Source organism: Streptomyces sp. NBC_01283 (assembly GCF_041435335.1).
Taxonomy (GTDB): Bacteria; Actinomycetota; Actinomycetes; order Streptomycetales; family Streptomycetaceae; genus Streptomyces.
In genome coordinates this window covers 3,493,021-3,509,102 of sequence record NZ_CP108430.1, presented here as the reverse complement: position 1 = coordinate 3,509,102, position 16,082 = coordinate 3,493,021, and the positions used below count along the sequence as shown (strand labels likewise).

General features: G+C 70.5%; 14 protein-coding genes. 13 read left to right on the top strand and 1 reads right to left on the bottom strand.

What is annotated here, in order from left to right; all coding sequences use genetic code 11:
• Positions 1–41: 41 nt before the first annotated feature.
• From OG302_RS15850 to OG302_RS15830, 5 genes are all read left to right on the top strand, one after another.
• The gene (locus OG302_RS15850; protein ID WP_371527381.1) at positions 42–1,676 is read left to right on the top strand and encodes an ABC transporter substrate-binding protein; all 1,635 of its coding nucleotides are present in this window, start codon (positions 42–44) and stop codon (positions 1,674–1,676) included.
• A gap of 70 nt (positions 1,677–1,746) precedes the next feature.
• On the top strand, positions 1,747–2,670 hold the full coding sequence (locus OG302_RS15845) for an ABC transporter permease (RefSeq protein WP_361833222.1): 924 nt from the start codon (positions 1,747–1,749) through the stop codon (positions 2,668–2,670).
• Positions 2,663–3,640 (top strand): ABC transporter permease, encoded by a 978-nt coding sequence (locus OG302_RS15840; RefSeq protein WP_371527380.1) that lies wholly within the window; start codon positions 2,663–2,665, stop codon positions 3,638–3,640. The genes OG302_RS15845 and OG302_RS15840 overlap by 8 nt, the downstream gene beginning before the upstream one ends.
• Positions 3,641–3,646: 6 nt before the next feature.
• Positions 3,647–4,693, top strand: coding sequence for an ABC transporter ATP-binding protein (locus tag OG302_RS15835; protein WP_371527379.1), 1,047 nt, complete (start codon positions 3,647–3,649; stop codon positions 4,691–4,693).
• A gap of 52 nt (positions 4,694–4,745) precedes the next feature.
• Entirely contained in the window at positions 4,746–5,819 is a 1,074-nt protein-coding gene (locus OG302_RS15830) for an ABC transporter ATP-binding protein (RefSeq protein WP_371750133.1), read from the top strand.
• 284 nt (positions 5,820–6,103) lie between these two features.
• Here the strand turns inward: OG302_RS15830 and OG302_RS15825 are convergent, their stop codons facing one another.
• Positions 6,104–8,287, bottom strand: a complete 2,184-nt coding sequence (locus OG302_RS15825; RefSeq protein ID WP_371527378.1) for a prolyl oligopeptidase family serine peptidase — start codon at positions 8,285–8,287, stop codon at positions 6,104–6,106.
• Positions 8,288–8,436: 149 nt separating this feature from the next.
• On the opposite strand from OG302_RS15825, the gene OG302_RS15820 reads away from it, so the two are divergent.
• The 8 genes from OG302_RS15820 (at position 8,437) to OG302_RS15785 (ending at position 16,073) form a co-directional block, all read left to right on the top strand.
• Entirely contained in the window at positions 8,437–8,631 is a 195-nt protein-coding gene (locus tag OG302_RS15820) for a hypothetical protein (protein ID WP_344521425.1), read from the top strand.
• Between the two features lie 52 nt (positions 8,632–8,683).
• Positions 8,684–9,595, top strand: a complete 912-nt coding sequence (gene mshB, locus OG302_RS15815; protein WP_371527377.1) for an N-acetyl-1-D-myo-inositol-2-amino-2-deoxy-alpha-D-glucopyranoside deacetylase — start codon at positions 8,684–8,686, stop codon at positions 9,593–9,595.
• Between the two features lie 86 nt (positions 9,596–9,681).
• Positions 9,682–10,050 (top strand): DUF6113 family protein, encoded by a 369-nt coding sequence (locus tag OG302_RS15810; protein WP_371750132.1) that lies wholly within the window; start codon positions 9,682–9,684, stop codon positions 10,048–10,050.
• A gap of 170 nt (positions 10,051–10,220) precedes the next feature.
• Positions 10,221–12,392, top strand: coding sequence for a hypothetical protein (locus tag OG302_RS15805; RefSeq protein WP_371527376.1), 2,172 nt, complete (start codon positions 10,221–10,223; stop codon positions 12,390–12,392).
• Positions 12,393–12,524: 132 nt separating this feature from the next.
• On the top strand, positions 12,525–13,460 hold the full coding sequence (locus OG302_RS15800; protein WP_371527375.1) for an ABC transporter ATP-binding protein: 936 nt from the start codon (positions 12,525–12,527) through the stop codon (positions 13,458–13,460).
• The gene (locus OG302_RS15795) at positions 13,457–14,224 is read left to right on the top strand and encodes an ABC transporter permease (RefSeq protein WP_371527374.1); all 768 of its coding nucleotides are present in this window, start codon (positions 13,457–13,459) and stop codon (positions 14,222–14,224) included. Before OG302_RS15800 ends, OG302_RS15795 begins: the two co-directional genes overlap by 4 nt.
• Positions 14,221–15,417 (top strand): sensor histidine kinase, encoded by a 1,197-nt coding sequence (locus tag OG302_RS15790; protein WP_371527373.1) that lies wholly within the window; start codon positions 14,221–14,223, stop codon positions 15,415–15,417. Before OG302_RS15795 ends, OG302_RS15790 begins: the two co-directional genes overlap by 4 nt.
• Positions 15,414–16,073: a response regulator transcription factor gene (locus OG302_RS15785; RefSeq protein WP_361833237.1), complete on the top strand. Its 660-nt coding sequence runs from the start codon at positions 15,414–15,416 to the stop codon at positions 16,071–16,073. The genes OG302_RS15790 and OG302_RS15785 overlap by 4 nt, the downstream gene beginning before the upstream one ends.
• Positions 16,074–16,082: the final 9 nt, after the last annotated feature.

The window sequence follows — 16,082 nt, the reverse complement described above, 5'->3', positions numbered from 1 at the left end:
TTGGGCCTACGTGACGCGTGATCGTTAAGAGGAGGAACTCCATGCGTGGAGCCACGCACGCCAAGTGGGCCGCATGTGCGGTGACCGTCGCTCTCGCGGCGACCGCCTGCGGCGGAGGCGGGGACAGCGGCGGCGGTGGCGGCGACGGCTCCGGGATCGTGGGGTCCTCCTGGGGCGATCCGCAGAACCCGCTGGAGCCCGCCAATACCAATGAGGTGCAGGGCGGCAAGGTGCTCGACATGATCTTCCGGGGGCTCGTGCGGTACGACCCGAAGTCCGGCGAGGCCAAGAACATGGTCGCCGACAAGATCGACACCAAGGACTCGCAGAACTTCATCGTAAAGCTCAAGGACGGCTGGAAGTTCAGCAACGGCGAGAAGGTCACCGCGAAGTCCTTCGTCGATGCCTGGAATTACGGCGCGCACTTGAAGAACAACCAGAAGAACGCCTACTTCTTCGGTTACATCGAGGGCTACGACAAGGTCCACCCGGAGAAGGGTGACGCGAGCGCCGACAAGCTCTCCGGACTGAAGGTCGTCGACGACAAGACCTTCACCGTCAAGCTCACGCAGAAGTTCTCCACCTGGCCCAAGACCCTCGGCTATCCGGCCTTCGCGCCGCTGCCCAAGACGTTCTACGACGACCACGACGCCTGGCTCGCCAAGCCGGTCGGAAACGGCCCGTACACCGTGGACTCGTACGACAAGGGCTCCAAGATGTCCCTGCGGAAGTGGGACGACTACAGCGGCGAGGACAAGGCGAAGAACGGCGGTGTGGACCTCAAGGTCTACACCGACAACAACACCGCCTATACGGACCTGATGGCGGGGAACCTCGACCTCGTCGACGACGTTCCGGCGTCGCAGCTCAAGAACGCCAAGAGTGACCTGGGTGACCGCTACATCAACACCCCGGCGGGCATCATCCAGACCCTTGCCTTCCCCTTCTACGACAGCAAGTGGTCGAAGGCGGGAATGGAGAAGGTCCGCCAGGGCCTTTCCATGGCGATCAACCGCGACCAGATCACCGAGACGATCTTCCAGAAGACCCGCACCCCGGCCACCGACTGGACGTCTCCGGTCCTCGGCGAGGCCGGCGGCTACAAGTCCGGGCTCTGCGGCGACCCCTGCAAGTACGACGCGGACAAGGCGAAGAAGCTGATCGCCGACGGCGGCGGAATTCCCGGCGGCACGCTGAAGATCACGTACAACGCGGACACCGGCTCGCACAAGGAATGGGTCGACGCCGTCTGCAACTCCATCAACAAGGCTCTCGGAAACGACAAGTCCTGCGTCGGAAGCCCGGTCGGCACCTTCGCCGACTTCCGCAGCAAGGCCTCCCAGCAGAAGCTGGACGGCGCCTGGCGCGCGGGCTGGCAGATGGACTACCCGCTGATCCAGAACTTCCTGCAGCCGCTGTACTACACGGACGCACCGTCCAACGACGGCAAGTGGTCGAACAAGGAATTCGACAAGCTCGTCGACAAGGCCAACGCGGAGACCGACACCGGAAAGGCCGTCTCCACGTTCCAGGACGCCGAAAAGGTGCTCGCCGATCAGATGGCGGTCATTCCGCTCTGGTACCAGAACGGCAGCGCCGGCTACTCGGACAAGGTCTCCGACGTGGCACTGAACCAGTTCAGCGTCCCGGTCTACAACGAGATCAAGGTCAGCTGAGGCCAGGGAGCGGTCATCCGGCGCGGTGATGCGCGCCGGATGACCGCTCCCGTTACTTCCGGAGCCCCTCATGGGACGTTATGTGATCCGGCGTCTGCTGCAGATGATCCCGGTCTTCTTCGGCGCCACGCTGCTGATCTTCCTGATGGTGAACGTGATGGGCGACCCCGTCGCGGGACTGTGCGGGGACCGAAAGTGCGACCCCGCGACGGCCGCTCAGCTGAAGAAGGAGTTCGGCCTCGATAAGCCGGTGTGGCAGCAGTACGCGACCTATATGGGCAATGTCTTCACCGGTGACTTCGGGACCGCCTTCAACGGCCAGAAGGTCACCGAGCTGATGTCGACGGCCTTCCCGCTCACGATCCGCCTGACGCTCGTCGCGATCGTCTTCGAGATCGTCATCGGCATCTCGCTGGGCGTCGTCACCGGGCTGCGGCGCGGGCGCCCCATCGACACCGTCGTCCTGCTCCTGACACTCGTCGTCATCGCGATCCCCACCTTCGTCACCGGCCTGCTGCTCCAGCTGCTTCTCGGCGTCGAATGGGGCGTGATCAAACCCTCCGTCTCCTCGGAGGCGCCCGTCAACGAACTCATCGTGCCGGGGCTCGTGCTCGCCTCGGTGTCCCTGGCGTACGTCACCCGGCTCACCCGGACCTCCATCGCCGAGAACCGCCGGGCGGACTATGTCCGCACGGCCATCGCCAAGGGGCTCCCGAGACGCCGCGTCATCACCCGGCACCTGCTGCGGAATTCACTCATCCCGGTGGTCACCTTCATCGGCACGGACATCGGCGCCCTGATGGGCGGCGCGATCGTCACCGAGCGGATCTTCAACATCCACGGCGTCGGCTTCCAGCTCTATCAGGGGATCCTCCGCCAGAGCACCCAGACCGTCGTGGGCTTCGTGACCGTACTCGTCCTGGTCTTCCTGGTGGCCAACCTGATCGTCGACCTCCTGTACGCCGTACTCGACCCGAGGATCCGTTATGCCTGACCCCCGAGAGCCAGACGGTGCCATCGCCCCGACCGGTGCGGGTGGCGCGATGGACCTCGCGGCGACCGAGGGGTCGACGCTGGACAAGGTCCCCGGCGGCCCCGAAGGCACCGGTCCTTCGGCACCGGCCCGCAGCCTGTGGTCGGACGCCTGGCACGAGCTGCGACGGAACCCGATCTTCATCATCTCGGGCCTCATCATTCTCTTCCTCGTCTTCATCTCGCTCTGGCCGTCCGCGATCGCCTCCGGCAATCCGCTCGACTGCAACCTCGCCGACGCCCAGAAGAGCTCCGCCTCCGGCCACCCCTTCGGCTTCGACGGGCAGGGCTGCGACGTCTACACGCGGACCGTGTACGGGGCCCGTGCCTCGGTCACCGTCGGCGTCTGCGCCACGCTCGGTGTCGCGATCCTGGGCAGCGTGCTGGGCGGGCTCGCGGGGTTCTTCGGCGGGTTCTGGGACGCGATCCTCTCCCGGATCACCGACGTCTTCTTCGCCATCCCCGTCGTGCTCGGCGGCCTGGTGCTCCTGTCGGTCGTCACCAGCAACACCGTCTGGCCGGTGATCGGCTTCATGGTCCTGCTCGGCTGGCCGCAGCTCTCGCGCATCGCCCGCGGGTCCGTCATCACCGCCAAGCAGAACGACTACGTCCAGGCGGCGCGCGCGCTCGGCGCCTCCAACTCGCGGATGCTCCTCCGGCACATCGCGCCGAACGCGATCGCGCCGGTCATCGTGGTCGCCACCATCGCGCTCGGCACGTACATCGCCCTGGAGGCGACCCTCTCCTACCTCGGCGTGGGTCTGAAGCCGCCGACCGTGAGCTGGGGCATCGACATCTCGGCCGCCTCCCAGTACATCCGCAACGCCCCGCACATGCTGCTCTGGCCCGCCGGAGCCCTTGCGATCACCGTGCTCGCGTTCATCATGCTCGGCGACGCGGTGCGCGACGCCCTCGACCCGAAGCTGAGGTAGGCGCCCATGGCAACCGTGGCATCCGAGGCATCAGCGGCGCCCACCCCTGGGGCGTCCAAGCTGCTCGAAGTGCGCGACCTGCACGTGGAGTTCCGGACCAGGGACGGTGTCGCCAAGGCCGTCAACGGCGTCGACTACAGCGTCGCCGAGGGCGAGACGCTCGCCGTGCTCGGTGAGTCCGGGTCCGGCAAGTCCGTGACCGCGCAGGCCATCATGGGCATCCTCGACATGCCGCCAGGCAAGATCACCGGCGGCGAGATCCTCTTCAAGGGCCAGGACCTCCTCAAGCTCAAGGCGGAGGAGCGGCGCAAGACGCGCGGCGCCGGCATGGCGATGATCTTCCAGGACGCCCTGTCGTCGCTGAACCCCGTGGTCAGCGTCGGCCAGCAGCTCGGCGAGATGTACGTCGTCCACCAGGGGATGTCCCGCAAGGACGCCAAGGCCAAGGCCGTCGAGCTGATGGACCGCGTACGCATCCCGGCCGCGAAGGAACGGGTCGGGCAGTACCCGCACCAGTTCAGCGGCGGCATGCGCCAGCGCATCATGATCGCCATGGCGATGGCCCTCGAACCCTCGCTGATCATCGCCGACGAACCGACCACCGCCCTGGACGTGACCGTCCAGGCCCAGGTGATGGACCTCCTCGCCGAGCTCCAGCGCGAGCTGCACATGGGCCTGATCCTCATCACGCACGACCTGGGCGTCGTGGCGGACGTCGCCGACAACATCGCCGTCATGTACGCGGGCCGCATCGTCGAGAAGGCCCCTGTGCACGAGATCTACCGGGCGCCCGCGCACCCGTACACGCGCGGTCTGCTCGAGTCGATCCCCCGGCTCGACCAGAAGGGCCAGGAGCTCTACGCGATCAAGGGCCTGCCGCCCAACCTCATGAACATCCCGCCGGGCTGCGCCTTCAACCCCCGCTGCCCGATGGCACAGGACGTCTGCAGGACCGACGAGCCGCCGCTCTACGACGTGGCGTACGAGGGCCTGGCCGCCGACCGCCGGAGCGCCTGCCACTTCTGGAAGGAGACGCTCGATGCCGCACGGTGAGCACATCAGCAAGAAGCAGCTGGAGGAGGAGGGCGAGACCGCGCGGCAGCTGATGGACAAGGCGCGGGCGGAGCACGAGTTCGCCGCGCTCGGCTCGGCGTCGGGCCGTGAGCCGATCCTCCAGGTGCGGGGTCTGGTCAAGCACTACCCGCTCACCCAGGGCATCGTCATCCGCAAGCAGATCGGCGCGGTCAAGGCCGTCGACGGCGTCGACTTCGACCTCGGCCGGGGCGAGACGCTCGGCATCGTGGGGGAGTCGGGCTGCGGCAAGTCGACCGTCGCGAAGATGCTGGTCAATCTGGAGCGGCCGACGGCGGGCGAGATCCGCTACAAGGGCGAGGACATCAGCAAGCTGTCCGGGCGCGCGCTGAAGGCCGTGCGCCGCAACATCCAGATGGTCTTCCAGGACCCCTACACCTCGCTGAATCCCCGGATGACGGTCGGCGACATCATCGGGGAGCCGTACGAGATCCATCCGGAGGTCGCGCCGAAGGGCTCGCGGCGGCAGAGGGTGCGGGAACTCCTCGACGTGGTCGGGCTGAACCCCGAGTACATCAACCGCTATCCGCACCAGTTCTCCGGCGGCCAGCGACAGCGCATCGGGATCGCGCGCGGCCTGGCCCTGCGCCCCGAGATCATCGTGGCCGACGAGCCGGTCTCCGCGCTCGACGTCTCGGTGCAGGCGCAGGTGGTGAACCTCCTGGACAAGCTGCAGAACGAGTTCGACCTGTCGTACGTGTTCATCGCGCACGACCTCTCGATCGTGCGGCACATCTCCGACCGGGTCGGCGTGATGTACCTGGGACGGATCGTCGAGATCGGCTCCGACGCGGAGATCTACGAGCACCCGACGCATCCGTACACGCAGGCGCTGCTCTCGGCGGTGCCGGTGCCCGACCCCGAGGCGCGGGACCACCGGGAGCGGATCATCCTGAGCGGCGACGTGCCCTCGCCCGCCAATCCGCCCTCGGGCTGCCGCTTCCGCACCCGGTGCTGGAAGGCGCAGGAGCGGTGCGCGCTTGAGGTGCCGGCACTGGCCGTCCCGGCGGAATTCCGAGGCGTCACGGGCCCCGCGGCCCACGACTCGGCGTGCCACTTCGCGGAGGAGAAGCAGGTGGTGCCGTAGGGCGGGCGCTGTCCTCAATCGCCGGACGGGCTGAATATTTCAGCCCGTCCGGCGATTGAGGACGAACTCGGCGGAGCCGGTGATGACGGCAGCCAAGGCCCCCGCGCCGAGCGGGTTTTCGGGAAGGGGCGGGGTTGGGGAAAGAAGCCCGTTGGCGCTTTACACGCGAGCAACCGCACCGTCGCGCCGGCGATATACGCACGCGGCAGGCTGAAGAACGTACGGCCGTGCGGGTGCCGTGGATCGGCCGGGGTGTGCCATGTCGCCCCGGCCGATCGCCGTCCCTAGGCCCGGGGAAGGCCCAGCGAGCGCTTCAGGAAGTCCACCTGAAGCAGCAGCAGATTCTCCGCGACCTGTTCCTGCGGGGTCATGTGCGTGACCCCGGAGAGCGGCAGGACCTCGTGCGGGCGCCCCGCGGCAAGCAGCGCCGACGACAGCCGCAACGCGTGCGCCACCACCACGTTGTCGTCCGCGAGGCCGTGCACGATCATCAGCGGCCGGTGCGGCTCCTCCGGCGCCACCAGACCCTCGTCGGTGACCAGCGAGCTCAGGGCGTACGGCGCCGGGTCCTCCGAGGGGTTGCCCAGATACCGCTCCGTGTAGTGCGTGTCGTACAGCTGCCAGTCCGTCACCGGCGCCCCCGCCACCCCCGCGTGGAAGACGTCGGGGCGGCGCAGGACCGCGAGCCCCGCGAGGTAACCGCCGTAGGACCAGCCCCGGATGGCGACCCGGTCCAGGTCGAGGGGGTGGTCGGCGGCCAGCCCCCGCAGCGCGTCCACCTGGTCGTCCAGGGTGAGCGTGAAGTCCCGCCGGATCTCCTTCTCCCAGGCGGGGGAGCGGCCCGGGGTGCCCCGGCCGTCCGCGACGACCACCGCGAAGCCCTGGTCGGCGAACCACTGGGACGTGAGGTACGGGTTGTGGGCGGCGAGCACCCGCTGGCCGTGCGGGCCGCCGTACGGATCGAGGAGCACGGGCAGGGGGCCCGAACCCTCCTCGTAGTCCGTGGGGAGCAGGACGGCGCACGGGATCTTGCGTGCGCCCCCTTCGGTAAGAGTCACGCGCGGGGTGAGCCCCGGACGCCGCGCGTATGAGGCGACGGTCGCCACCTGCTTGCCGTCGCGCAGTACCTGGACGCGGGAGCCCGGCTGGTCGAGGGTGGCCGACACGAGCACCGTGAGGCCGCCCGCGCGCACCGCCGAGTGCACCCCGGGTTCGGCGGAGACGCGCTCGACGCCCAGTTCGTTGACCCGGTAGACGTGCACCTCGCCGGTCTCCGGGGACGCGGCGGCCGCGCCCGCCGACGCCGAGATCAGCACGTCCTCGTCCGCCACGTCGAGCACCGCGCGGACGTGCAGCTGCGGCCCCGTCAGCGGGCGTTCGCCCACCGCGAGGACCCGCGCGCCGCCCTCGTCCACGATCCGCACGAGGCGCCCGCTGGGGGACCACGACGGGGCGCCGGGGAAGAGCTCCAGCCACTGCGGGTCTTCCTCCGCGTGCACCATGCGGGTCGACCCGTCGTCCGGGTCCACGGCCAGATAGAGCTGGCTGAGCTGGTCCCTGGACTGGACGAGGAGCAGCGGTGCCCCGGCCGACGACCAGTGCACCCGCGCCAGATACGGGTAGCGGGCGCGGTCCCACATCACCTCGGTGCGCGTGCCGTCCAGCTCGACGACGAAGAGGCGCACGTCCGCGTTGGCCGTGCCTGCCGCCGGGTACGCGACCCGCGCGGGCTCCGTCTCCGGGTGCGCGGGATCGGCGATCCACCAGCGCCTCACCGGGGCGTCGTCGGCGCGTGCGACCAGGAGCCGGTCCGATTCCGGCGACCACCAGAAGCCCCGCGAACGCTGCATCTCCTCGGCCGCGATGAACTCCGCGAGGCCGTACGTCACGGTCTCGTTCTCCACGGAGTCCGGCTCCGGCGCCACCAGTGCCCGGTCGCCCTCCCCGTCGGCGCCCGTCACCCGCAGGGCGCCCCCGGCGACGTACGCGATGTGGCGGCCGTCCGGCGAGGGGCGCGGGTCGATCACCGGTGCGGGGGCGGGCAGTTCGCGCGCCGTGCCCACGCGCAGTTCCGCCGCGAAGAGCCGCCCGGAGAGCGTGAAGGCGGCGAGCTCCACCGCCGCGTCCGTCGCGTAGCCCACGATGCCCGCGCCGCCCTCACGGCTGCGCTCACGGCGGGCCCGCTCCTCGGCGGAGAGCTGCTCGACCGCGCCCTTCAACAGGGCCTGGGGGTCGGCCGCGACCCGCTCGGCAGCGCCGTCCGCCAGGTCCAGGACCCAGAGTTGGTTCGCCCGGTCGGTGCCCGACGACGAGCGCAGGAAGGTGACCCGGGACCCGTCCGGCGCCACCGTGAACGCGCGGGGCGCACCGAGAGTGAAGCGTTGCGTGCGGGCGTGCAGACGGGGGAAGGAGAGCCGCTGCGTGTGACTCTCGGCGGGCCCGGCGGATGCGGGCGTCTCGGTGGTCATCGTCCGAGCCTAGAGGGCATGCGCCCCCTTGTGCTGCCGTGCTCCGAGTCATGCGGACCCACGGATAGTTATGATCCGTAGCGCTTAGTGGGTATGTACCTGCTGGCGTCCGCACTGGTGCAGGGTCTGGGACTTGGAGGTGAGCCGCCGTGGCACTCTCGATTTCGGCGGTGGTGCTGCTGGCGATCATTGTCTTCTTGCTGGTCAAGAAGTCAGGGTTGAAAGCGGGCCACATGATCGTCTGTGTCTTGCTCGGCTTCTATCTGGCGAGTTCCTCCATCGCCCCGACGATCAACGAGCTGACGACGAACGTGGCGGGGATGATCGGCGACATCAAGTTCTGATCCCTTCGCATCACATTCCGATCGTCGCGCGGGGTGCTCGTAGGGTGGTCCCATGACGGAACTGCCCGCCCGGCGTCTACTGCTCGTGCACGCGCACCCCGACGACGAGTCGATCAACAATGGCGCGACGATGGCCAAGTACGTGGCCGACGGCGTCCACGTCACGCTGGTGACCTGCACGCTGGGCGAGGAGGGCGAGGTCATCCCGCCCGACCTCGCCCATCTCGCACCCGACCGCGAGGACGCGCTCGGGCCGCAGCGCATCGGCGAGCTGGCTGCCGCGATGAAGGAGCTGGGGGTCACCGACCACCGCTTCCTCGGCGGCACCGGCCGCTACCGCGACTCCGGGATGATGGGCATCGAGCAGAACCACCGCGCGGGCGCCTTCTGGTCCGCCGATCTCGACGAAGCCGCCGCGCACCTCGTCGAGGTGATCCGCGAGGTGCGGCCCCAGGTCCTCGTGACGTACGACCCGGACGGCGGATACGGCCACCCCGACCACATCCAGGCCCACCGGGTCGCGATGCGCGCCGCGGACCTCGCCGCCGAGGGCGCCTTCCGCGCCGATCTCGGCGAACCGCACACCATCCACAAGATCTACTGGAACCGCGCGCCGCGTACCGTCGTCGAAGAGCGGTTCCGGTGGATGGAGGGTGCTCTGCGGCACTCCCCGTTCACCACCCCCGGCGTGGTCGCGGACGTCCCCGGTGTGACGGACGACGAACGGATCACGGCGGAGATCGACGGGACCGCCTTCGCGCAGGCGAAGGCGGCAGCGATGCGCGCGCACGCCACGCAGATCGAGGTGCAGGGCCCGCTCTTCGTCCTGTCGAACGGGCTCGCGCAGCCGATCTTCGAAGTGGAGTACTACGAGTTGGTGCGAGGAGAAACCGGTGCGGTGGACGGCGAGCGTGAGACGGATCTGTTCGCGGGACTCGAAGGGGCAGGGGTGACGGCGCTGTGAGTACTCGTTCGCGTGCCACGTCGGCGCCGGGTTCCGGTTCGTCGTCCGCCGCCGCCCCGCCCGGCGGCAGCGCCCTCGCCCAGCCGCTGAATTTCGGCCGTATCGCCGCCTACGGAGGCCTCTTCGTGCTCGGCGCGGTCGTCGGCACCGCCGGTGCGCTGATCCAAGGGGGCTGGTTCCCGGGCGGGTTGCTGCTCGCGCTCCTCGGGGCCGCCGGGCTCTTCCACGGCGGGGTGCGGGCCATCGGCACCAGGGCGGGGGCGGTGGCACCGGCGGCGGGCTGGCTCGTCTCCGTCATGCTGCTCACGGCCAGCCGGCCCGAGGGAGACTTCCTCTTCGGCGCGGGACTCGGCTCGTACGCCTTCCTGCTCGGCGGGATGGCGGTCGCTGTGATGTGTGCCACCCTCGGCCAGGGGACGCAACCAGTCGGGCCCGCCGCCCGACTTGGCAAGTGACGTGCCACTTCAGCCCGTGTACCGCACGGGTTTGACGGCGGTCACAGGATGACTGCCGACGGCGGCCAGTATGGTGGTGCGCGCCGCCGAGCCTCCCCCAGCCTCCGGCCGGGGGAAATTCCCCTCCGCGCGGGGAGCACGGGCGGCGGAGCCAACCGGGAGAACCTGCCTTGAGTCGTGAAACTGACAGTTCGTCCTCCGGGCCCCAGGGGCGCGGTGGAGCCGCTTACCCCTCGGGGACGCCGCCGTACGGCTCCCCCGCGCAGGGTGCCGCGTCGGACGGCGCCGTGGACGGCGCGCAGCGGCAGACCGCCGACGAGCGGCCCGACGAGCCCAAGACCGAGACCACGCTGACCACGCGCATCCGGATCAACATTCCCGGATCGCGGCCCATCCCACCGGTCGTCATGCGCACGCCCGTCGGGGACAGCGACCCTGGTGCGTCCCGTCCGCTGAACGCGGGCCGCACGCCGGACGCGTCCGACGCCGGGGACGGCGCGGGGCGTCCGGGGTCCGCGAACGGCGCGGGTGGTCCCGGTGCCGCCGGGGCGCCCGTCGCGGGCTCCGCGCCCTCCGGACCGTCCGCCGCCGGGTCGCCTGCGCCCTCCGCCCCGGCGGAGGAGAAGACGAGCGACTGGTTCGCGCCGCGCAAGAGCACCAGCAGTGCGGGCACCGGCGGGAACGGCGCGTCCGGGTCCGCGGGTTCGGGGAGCGACGGCTCCGGCACGGGCTCCTTCGACGTGTCCGGCGCCGTGGCGGCCGGCCCGCTCGGCACGGGTGCGCCGCAGGGCGGCGACCCGCACCGCGGTGACCTGCCGTACTTCTCCGGAGGGGCCGCGGGTGACGGCGGCCGTGGCCCGGCCGGGCCGACCGGCGGTCCGGTGACCGGTGACGGCCCGCTGCCGCCGAAGCCCGCCGACCCGTCCCACCCGGCGAACCAGGCAAACCCGGCAGGCCGGGCGAACCCGATGGCATCGCCGAACCAGGGCGGACCCGGCGGCCCCGGCAACCCAGGCAACTCCGGCAACCGGCCCAACCCGGCCGGTCCCGCAGCCCGTTCGGGCATGGGCGCCGGTGCGCCCGTGATGGGTGACGACACCGCCATCCTCACGCCGCAGAAGGCGGGCCCCCTCCAGGGACCCCCCGGCGGCCAGACCCCCGGCGGCCCCGTCCACGGCGGCCCCGGCTCCATCCCCGGCGGCCCCAGCGCGCCTTCCCCCGGGACCAACGTCTCCGGCGACACCCTGACCAGCGGCATCCCCGTCGTGCCGCCCGCGCAGAACTCGCCGTTCGCCGCGGGCCCGCAGACCGACGGACCCCTTCCGCACACCCCGCCCAAGCTGCCCGAGCCGGTGCAGCCGAACGTGCCCGTCGCCGCGGCCCCGGCCAAGAAGAAGGGGCGCAACAAGCTCGTTCTCGTGGCCGTCGCAGTGGTCGTCGTGGCCTGCGGGGCGTACGGCGCCGGTCTTTTGATGAACCACGCCGACGTGCCGAAGGGCACCACCGCGCTCGGCGTCGACATCGGCGGCGGCACGCGCGAGGAGGCCGTCAAGAAGCTCGACGCGGCGATCGGCGAGCGCGTCGCCAAGCCCCTGAAGCTGTCGGTCGACGGCGAGTCGGTCACGCTCAAGCCGGACCAGGCGGGCCTGACCCTGGACAGCCAGGCGACCGTCCGCGAGGCCGCGGGCAGCGACTACAACCCCGTATCGGTGATCGGCTCGCTCTTCGGCGGCGCACGCGTCGCCGATCCGGTCATGCCCGTGGACGAGGAGAAGCTTGCGGCCGCCCTGGAGCGCGCCGCGGGCGGCTCCGGCTCGGCCAAGGAGGGCGGGGTCAAGTTCGTGCCCGGCAAGGCCGTTCCCGTGTACGGCAAGGCGGGCAACGGCATCGACGTCGCCGCGTCGACGAAGGCCGTCTCGGAGGCGTACAAGAAGCAGGTCGAGACCAACAGTGCCGGCACCGTCGAGCTGCCCGTCACCACGCGCAAGCCGACCGTCCCGAACGCCGAGGTCGACAAGTTCATGACGCGCTTCGCGAAGCCCGCCATGTCCGCGAACGTCACGATCAAGGCGGGCACCGCCTCGATCCCGTTCGGCCCGGCCAAGTCGCTGCCGAAGATCCTGGAGACGAAGGTGGCGGCGAACGGCACCCTGCAGCCGCACTACAACCTCGCCGAGCTCAAGAAGCTCTACGGCAACGTCTTCGACGGCATCCTGATCCAGCGCGGCAACGGCGAGAAGACCCCGGTCCAGCCGACGGACGTGGCCGCCGCGATGAACAAGGCGCTGACCGGCAAGACGCCCGCGGAGCGGGTCGGAGTGATCGAGACGAACGGCAGCTGATTCCGCCGCGCACCCGGAGGCCGGGCGGCCCGCCGAGACGGACCGCCCGGCCTCCGGCATGACATCTGTCATCCCGGACTCGGCACACACGACACTGCCGCCGTCGACCGCCCTTTGGCGACGATGGATCACATGACGACACAGACCGCGGCACCGCCCGCGACCGGCGCGGTGAGCTTCGAGCAGGTGACCAAGAGCTACGGCGACGTGCTCGCCGTGGACGCCCTCACGCTGGAGCTCCACCCCGGCGAGACCGTCGCCTTGCTCGGCCCGAACGGCGCGGGCAAGTCCTCCACGCTCGACCTGCTGCTCGGCCTGCGCCGCCCGGACAGCGGCACCGTGCGGGTCTTCGGCACGAGTCCGCGCGAGGCGATCACATCGGGCCGGGTCGGCGCGATGCTGCAGAGCGGCGGCCTGATGGACGAGGTCACCGTCAAGGAACTGGTCCGGCTCGCCTGCGCGCTGCACCCGCGGCCCCACCGGGTGAACGACGTACTCGCCCACGCGGGCATCTCGCAGCTCGCCGACCGCAGGGTCAACAAGCTCTCCGGCGGCCAGGAGCAGCGCGTCCGCTTCGCGCTCGCGACGGCCGGCGAGAACGACCTGATCGTCCTCGACGAGCCGACCACCGGCATGGACGTCACCACCCGCCAGGCCTTCTGGGCGACCATGCGCGAGCAGGCGGAGCAGGGCCGCGCCGTCCTCTTCGCCACGCACTACCTGGAGGAGGCCGACGCGATCGCCGACCGCGTCCTGGTGCTGCACCGCGGCCGTCTCCTCGCGGACGGCACCGCCGCCGAGATCAAGGCGAAGGCGGGCGCCCGCAAGGTCTCCTTCGACCTGGAGGACGTGAGCGACGCGCTCGCGGGCAAGCTGCGCGCACTGCCGTTCCTGACCACCCTCGACGTGTCGGGCCACACGGTCCGCCTCCAGTCGACGGACGCCGACGCGACCGTGCACGCGCTGTACGGGCTCGGCGTCTACCCCCGCAATCTGGAGGTCGCCGGGCTCGGTCTGGAGCAGGCCTTCGTGGCGATCACCGAGGCCGAGGAGGCCAGGACCCGATGACGAATCCGACGCGTTCCTTCGCTTCACGCGCTCTCGTCAAGCTGGAGATCGCCCGTTCCCTGCGCAACCGCAAATTCCTCTTCTTCTCCGTGGTTTATCCCTCGCTGCTCTTCCTGATCATCGCGGGCGGCCAGTCCGCCACCGAGAAGGTCGAGGGGACGGGCCTGAACCTGCCCGCCTTCTTCATGGTGTCGATGGCGTCGTTCGGCGCTCTCACCGCCGTCCTCATGGGCAACAGCGAGCGCATCGCCAAGGAGCGCGAGAACGGCTGGGTGCGGCAGCTGCGCCTGACCTCCCTGCCCGGCCGGGGCTACGTCCTGGCGAAGACCGCGAGCGCGGCCGTGGTCAGCCTGCCGTCCATCGTCGTGGTGTTCGTGGTCGCGGCGGCGGTCAAGGACGTCCGCTTCGAGGCCTGGCAGTGGCTGGCCCTGACCGGCGCGATCTGGGCGGGCAGCCTCTGCTTCGCGGCACTCGGCGTGGCCATCGGCTATCTCGCGACCGGTGACGCCGTACGCCCGATCACGATGATCGTCTACTTCGGGCTCTCCGTGCTCGGCGGCCTGTGGATGCCGACGACGACCTTCCCGCAGTGGCTCCAGGACATCGCGTCCTGGCTGCCCACGCACGCGTACGCTGCCCTCGGACAGGCCATCGAACTGGGCAACGCCCCGCATGCGAAGGACGTCACGCTCCTCGTCGCCTACTTCCTTCTCTTCGCGGGCGGCGCGGCGTGGCTGTACCGGAAGGACACACTGAAGGCGTGAGCGAGTCATACGCCGCGGGCGGCGAGAAGCATCCCGTGTACACGTTCGGGCGACCGCCGCAGGGCCGCCGCCAGTTCCTGACGAAGTCGGTCTGGATCGGCGTCTGGCTGGTCTTCCTGAGCTCGCCGATCAAGGACCTGACCGACGGCCACCACACGACCCTCGCCACCGTGTTCGGCTGGCTCGGCCTCGCGGTCTTCGTGGTCTGCTACCTGACCCTGGTCTTCCGCTACACCACCAAGATCCTCCAATGGCGCGCCGTCATCATCTCCTTCGGCCTGCTCCTGGCCCTCGCCGTGATCCTCGCCCTCGGCTTCGGCGACCAGTGGCTCGGCCTCTTCGTGTACGTCTCGGTCTCCGCGGGCGCCGTCCTGCCGATGCGGTACGCGATCTATGTCATCCCCGGGGTCACCCTGGTGATGATCCTGGTGGGCCTGCGGGACGACGGCCTCGGCGACCTGATCACCAACCTCGGGGTGATCACCCTCCTGGTGGGCTTCGCGATGTCGGGCGTACGCGAGCTGATCCGTACGACGATCATGCTCCGGCAGGCCCGCGCCACCGTCGCCCAACTCGCCGCCAACGAAGAGCGGCTGAGGCTCGCCAGGGACCTGCACGACCTGCTCGGCCACTCGCTCTCCCTGATCACGCTCAAGAGCGAGCTCGCCGGGCGCATGCTCCCCGACCACCCGGACAAGGCGGCCCAGCAGGTCGCCGACATCGAACAGGTCAGCCGCCAGGCCCTGGTGGACGTGCGCGAGGCCGTCTCCGGCTACCGCAGGCGCACGCTCGCCGGTGAGCTCGCGGGCGCCCGCACGGCGCTGACGGCCGCCGGTGTCGCCGCCGACGTACCGCTGGAGGTGCCCGCCGAACTCCCGGGCGAGGAGGGCGAGGCGGCCCTCGCGTGGGTGCTGCGGGAGGCCGTCACCAACGTCGTACGGCACAGTGGCGCCCGACGCTGCACGGTGACGTTCACCGCCCGGCAGACCCTCGCGGGTCCGCTCCTCGAACTCTGTGTGGAGGACGACGGATCGGGCGGCTCGGGCGCCGCGGCGGGCAATGGCCTCACGGGTCTGACCGAGCGCGTGGAGGCGGTCGGCGGCGTCCTGGAGACGGGTCCGGCCGACGGCCGCGGCTTCCGTCTCGCGGCCCGCGTGCCGCTGGCCGGGGCGGCCGTAGGATCCCCCTCATGAGCAGCGTGAGCAGGGTGGACGGCGGGGCCGGTGCGGGCGGCGGGAGCGGCACCGTCAGGGTGCTCCTCGCCGAGGACCAGTCGATGGTCCGTGAGGCGCTCGCGGCGCTGCTCGGCCTGGAGCCGGACATCGAGGTGGTCGCCCAGGTGGCCCGCGGCGACGAGGTCCTCGCTGCGGCACGCGAACACGCTGTGGACGTGGCGCTCCTCGACATCGAGATGCCCGGCTGCACGGGCATCGAGGCGGCGGCCCAACTGCACGCCGAATTCCCCGGGTTGAAGATCGTCGTCCTCACCACCTTCGGCCGCCCCGGCTACCTCCGCAGCGCCATGGAGGCCGGCGCGGACGCCTTCCTGGTCAAGGACGCGCCCGCGGCCCAGCTCGCCGAAGCGGTCCGCAAGGTCCTCGCGGGGGAGCGGGTCATCGACCCCACGCTCGCGGCGGCCGCACTCGCCGGAGGCGCGAACCCGCTGACCGACCGTGAGCGCGAGGTCCTGCGTGCCGCGGCCGACGGCGCGACCAACGCCGAGCTGGCCACGGCCCTGCACCTCTCCGCGGGCACGGTCCGCAACTACCTCTCGACGGCCATCCAGAAGCTGGCCGTGCGCAACCGCGCCGAAGCGGTCAAGGTCGCCCGGGACAAGGGCTGGCTCTGAACCACCCGC